Raw genomic sequence first — 2,593 nt, 5'->3', positions numbered from 1 at the left:
CCTATCTGGCCAGCCTCGGCAATTCGGAAGTTGCCCGCCCGGCCTTCATCGCATGTATCACGCGACTGCCGGCGTTCTATCCGGGCTGGTTCATGCTTGGATTTCTGGAACTCATGAATGGGCGTGTAGAAGATGCACGGACTGCTTGGGCGGTGCTGGATGCGCTCCCGCCAGAGGACTCACTGCGCCTTTGCGCAGATGGCTTGCTTCTGCTTGCTCACGACGAATTCAAGCGCGCGGCCCGACAGCTTGAGTTGGCGCTCGCAAAGAATACCCTCCACCCGCCGTTGAATGCTTACATACGATCTGTCCTCAAAGCCGTGCACGAACGAGGTTCTGACGCGACGCCACTTTCGCCGGAACACCACCTGCTGCTGGCGGGCTACGTTTCAAGCATGACGCGTCACTAAGGCGGAGTAACGTATGGACACCGTATCGGCTATGAATCAGGTCTTAGGGCTGCTGCGTCAGGAGTTGATTCAACGCGACCGCGCAGGCCGGAATGCGGACGCGCGCGCCGGTCTCCGTCATACCGAGGCATCGAAGACTGGCAACGCCAAATCGACTCTCCTCACACAAATTGCCGAACTCAAAGGACACGGCATATCCGACACCGACAGCGCGATTCGCTATGTCGTCGAAAGCCTGCTCGGTCAGGAGTTCGGTCATGCGATGCGAAACGACCCGGAGTTTCAGCGCATGGTGGACGAAGTCCATCATGCGCTGCTCGAAAGCGAAAGCGCACGATCACTTTTCAATAGTCTTTAATGCCGAGCACTACTGCTCACCCATTCCTAAAAATATAACTATAAGCACTCAACGCCGGCACCCCGCCCAAATGCGCATAAAGCACCTTCGAGCCTTCAGGAAACTCCCCATTACGCACCATCTGAATCATCCCATCCATCGATTTTCCTTCGTACACCGGATCAGTCAGCACGCCTTCTAAGCGCGCGCACAAGCGAATCGCTTCCAGCGTGCCTTCATTCGGCAAGCCGTACTCCGGCCCGGCGAATCGCGTATCCAGAATCACATCATCGCGCGTAATGTCCTGCCCGAGATCGACCAGTTCCGCCGTCTGCTTTGCGATACGCGTGATCTGCTCATGCGTCTGCTCAGGCTTAGCCGATGCGTCGATACCAATCACCTTGCGCGCCCGTCCATCCGCTGCAAACCCAACGACCATGCCCGCCTGCGTGCTGCCAGTCACCGAACACACGACGATGTAATCGAACTTGAATCCAAGCGCCGCTTCCTGCTCGCGCACTTCTTCCGCAAAGCCCACAAAGCCCAGTCCGCCCAGCGGATGCTCCGAGCAGCCCGCGGGAATGGGGAACGGTTTGCCGCCTGCCGCGCGCACGCTTTCCATCGCGTCCTGCCAGCTTTTGCGGATGCCGATATCGAAGCCATCCGCAACAAGGCGCACGTCCGCGCCCATCATGCGCGACAACTGAATATTGCCGACGCGGTCATACACCGCATCCGAGTAATTGACCCAGTTTTCCTGCACGAGCACGCATTTCATGCCGAGATGCGCGGCCACTGCTGCAACCTGCCGCGTCTGATTCGACTGCACGCCGCCAATCGACACCAGCGTATCGCAGCCCTGCGCCAACGCTTCCGGAATCAGATATTCGAGCTTGCGCGTCTTGTTGCCGCCGAACGCCAGGCCGCTGTTGCAATCTTCGCGTTTCGCATACAACTGCACCTTGCCGCCGAGATGATCGGACAAGCGCTTAAGCGGCACGATAGGCGAAGGTCCGAACGTCAGCGGATAGCGGGGAAATCTTTGCAGGTTCATGGTCGGCGTCCTTATGAAGATTGTGTCGGCTGCCGCTTGGTGATGCAGCATCGCCTAAAGAGAATGCTAAATATTCTCAAGCAATACAGGGTTGCGAAATAAATTGCTTTGGCCTAACTTCGGAATATCGCTAAGCACCTTAGCGTTTTTTTATTTCGTTTCTTAGCGTTTTTGCGCAATGAAAAAACTTTCCACACGACGCAAGCCAGATCAGCAAACGCTCGAAATCGATCGCACCGATCGCGCCATCCTGCGTCAGCTTCAACGCGATGCATCGATCTCCAATGTGGCGCTTGCCGCCAAGGTCAATCTAAGCGCACCTGCATGCTTAAGGCGTGTGGATCGGCTAAGAGAAGCGGGTCTGATTCGCGCGACCGTTGCGCTGCTCGATCCCAAAGCGCTCGATGCAGGCATGCTCGTGCTGATCGGCGTGGTGCTCGATCGTTCGACGCCCGAGTCCTTCACCGCATTCGAAAAGGCCGCGCAGAAAGTGCCCGGCTGCATGGAGTGCCACGTCGTCACTGGCGAGTTCGATTTCTTTATGCTGATCCGCACGCGCGATAGCGACAGCTTTAATCGTCTGCATGCGGAGAAGCTGCTCTATCTGCCGGGCGTGCGGCAGATTCGCAGCTTCGTCGTATTGCGCGAGATTCTTTCTACGACCGCCTTCCCCGTTTAGTGCCGCGCTAAGCGTGTCCAAAGAAAGCCCGTAAATAGCATGACTATTTCGATGCAATTCACCGGGAAAACGCTAATCGAAACCGGAAAACTCCATGCATATAGTTTGTCTAT

At 56.6% G+C, this 2,593-nt stretch carries 4 protein-coding genes; 3 read left to right on the top strand and 1 reads right to left on the bottom strand.

The genetic code is table 11. From position 1 onward, the window contains the following. Both P7F28_RS07150 and P7F28_RS07145 read left to right on the top strand, forming a co-directional pair. A partial coding sequence (locus P7F28_RS07150) for a hypothetical protein (RefSeq protein WP_277183816.1) occupies positions 1-410 on the top strand: 410 nt, incomplete at its 5' end. 13 nt (positions 411-423) lie between these two features. Beyond that, a complete protein-coding gene (locus P7F28_RS07145) occupies positions 424-768 on the top strand; it encodes a hypothetical protein (protein WP_277183815.1) in 345 nt (114 codons plus the stop codon). Positions 769-784: 16 nt separating this feature from the next. Here P7F28_RS07145 and P7F28_RS07140 read toward each other — a convergent pair whose 3' ends face one another. Next, the gene (locus tag P7F28_RS07140; RefSeq protein ID WP_277183814.1) at positions 785-1,801 is read right to left on the bottom strand and encodes a 1-aminocyclopropane-1-carboxylate deaminase; all 1,017 of its coding nucleotides are present in this window, start codon (positions 1,799-1,801) and stop codon (positions 785-787) included. Positions 1,802-1,979: 178 nt separating this feature from the next. On the opposite strand from P7F28_RS07140, the gene P7F28_RS07135 reads away from it, so the two are divergent. After that, positions 1,980-2,480 (top strand): Lrp/AsnC family transcriptional regulator, encoded by a 501-nt coding sequence (locus P7F28_RS07135; RefSeq protein WP_277183813.1) that lies wholly within the window; start codon positions 1,980-1,982, stop codon positions 2,478-2,480. Positions 2,481-2,593 lie beyond the last annotated feature (113 nt).

The organism is Caballeronia sp. BR00000012568055, assembly GCF_029439455.1.
Lineage (GTDB): Bacteria > Pseudomonadota > Gammaproteobacteria > Burkholderiales > Burkholderiaceae > Caballeronia.
Note: the sequence above shows the minus strand (reverse complement) of the source record. Positions and strands in the feature narration are given on the sequence as shown.

What these genes read in the sequence shown, in the direction of transcription:
- P7F28_RS07135 (WP_277183813.1), top strand. Translation starts at nt 1,980, where the DNA reads ATGAAAAAACTTTCCACACGACGCAAGCCAGATCAGCAAACGCTCGAA.
- P7F28_RS07145 (WP_277183815.1), top strand. Translation starts at nt 424, where the DNA reads ATGGACACCGTATCGGCTATGAATCAGGTCTTAGGGCTGCTGCGTCAG.
- P7F28_RS07140 (WP_277183814.1), bottom strand. Translation starts at nt 1,801, where the DNA reads ATGAACCTGCAAAGATTTCCCCGCTATCCGCTGACGTTCGGACCTTCG.